The organism is Mesorhizobium sp. M2A.F.Ca.ET.067.02.1.1 (assembly GCF_004023285.1).
GTDB lineage: Bacteria > Pseudomonadota > Alphaproteobacteria > Rhizobiales > Rhizobiaceae > Mesorhizobium.
Window position 1 is genome coordinate 1 of sequence record NZ_RZSB01001008.1, and the last position, 1,762, is coordinate 1,762.

Below are 1,762 nucleotides of genomic sequence, written 5' to 3' on the forward strand. Positions count from 1 at the left end.
GCCTCGGGGCGAGCGAGCCCGGCAACGAGATGAGCGAATTCGGTGCGGCCGGCCCCGACGAGCCCGCCGAGCGCCAGAACCTCCCCCTTGTAGAGATCGAGGCTCACATCCTTCACCGCCTGCTTCCAGGCAATGGAGCGTGCGGAAAAGACCGGCTGCCGGCTGCGGTCGGGGGCAAGGCGGTCGCGCTCATCCGGCGTGCGGATGGCATGGCCGATGATGGCGCGAACCAATCCCTTCTTATCCAGCGCGCCGCGCTCGGCCTGGCTGACGATGCGGCCGTCGCGGAGCACGGTGATCCTGTCGCAAAGCTGCAGCACTTCTTCCAGCCGATGCGACACGTAGAGGATGGCGACGCCCTGGGCGGCGAGATCGCGGATGATGGCGAAGAGCTGCTCGCTTTCCGGCTCGGAGAGCGAGGCTGTCGGCTCGTCCATCGCGATCATGCTGGCGTCGCGGGTAAGCGCCTTGCCGATCATGACCAGCCAGCGCTGGGCGACCGACAGCTCCGAGACTTTCGTGTCGAGCGGAAACCGGATGCCGACGCGCTCGGCCGCGGCGCGCGCGGCGACGCCCGAGCGCTTCCAGTCGATCATGCCGAACCGCGTCACCTTCGGCGCACCGAGCAGCATGTTCTGCAGGGCGCTGAAATGCGGGATCAGATTGAGTTCCTGATGGATGAAGGCGAGGCCCGCGCGCTCGGACGCCTTCGGCGAGCCCAGCTGAAGCTCATTGCCCGCGATGGTCACGCTGCCCTGGTCCGGACTGGTGACGCCGGCGAGACAGCGGATCAGCGTCGACTTGCCGGCGCCGTTAGCGCCGACAAGGCCGTGCACCCGGCCGCGCTCGATATCGAGATCGGCGCGGTCGAGCGCGAGTTCGCCCGCAAAGGATTTGGTCAGGCCGCGGATGCGCATCCATGCGCCGGCGGCCGAGACGGGCGCCGACACCTAGCCGCTCCGTTTCGCGGAGCGGCTCAGCCTGTATGTCTTACATGCCATTGGGGTGTTCGGCCATGAACTTGTCGACATTGTCCTTGGTCACCACCACGCCGGGGATCTCGATGGTCTTCGGCTGCCATGAATCGCCGGCTTTCATGGAGTCGAGAATGGCCTGGAACACTTCCTTGCCCTCCTGATAGGCGGGCTGCCAGACGGTGGCCGTCATGTCGCCTTCCTTGACCAGTTGCAGGGCCTGGGCGCTGCCGTTGATCGACACTGTCGTCACATCGGTGCGCCCGGCCTGGCGCAGCGCCGCCACGGCGCCCTGCATCGGCTCGTCCCAGCACGACCAGATGGCGAGCGGCGTGTCGCCGCCGGCCGGATGCGCGGTCAGCCAGGCCGCGGCCGTGGCGTTGCCGAACTGGACCTGCCCGGGCGCGACCACTTCGCTGTAATCCACCTTGACGCCCGACTTGCCCTTGACTCCTTCGTCGAAGGCCATGCCGCGGTCGATGCAAAGCTTGCCCGGATGGAAGGTCATGGCCAGGACATTGGCCTTATCGCCGGCCTTCTCCAGGAGATACTTGACCGAATCGTCGCCAACCTGCCGGCCGCTGGTCGTCGCCACGATGCCGGGGACGATCTCGCCACCCCAAGTGCCGACAGGGATATGCGCGTCGCGCGCCGCCGCCAGGCCGGAGCCGATCGAGCTGCTGGCGAAGGCCAGCACGAAGATGGCGTCGACATGCTGGGCCGCGAAGCTGTTCATCGCTGCGTTGGCCTGATCGGCGCTCGCCTGGGTGTCGGTCACCTTGACGTCC

The 1,762-nt window shown here is 67.3% G+C and carries 2 protein-coding genes; both read right to left on the reverse strand.

Annotation, left to right across the window (positions count from 1 at the left end):
* The coding region (locus tag EOA28_RS34765) for an ATP-binding cassette domain-containing protein (RefSeq protein WP_148671063.1) at nt 1-950 on the reverse strand (950 nt) is incomplete at its 3' end.
* Between the two features lie 40 nt (nt 951-990).
* Nucleotides 991-1,762, reverse strand: a 772-nt coding sequence (locus tag EOA28_RS34770) for a sugar ABC transporter substrate-binding protein (RefSeq protein ID WP_128315799.1), incomplete at its 5' end; no start/stop codon positions are given.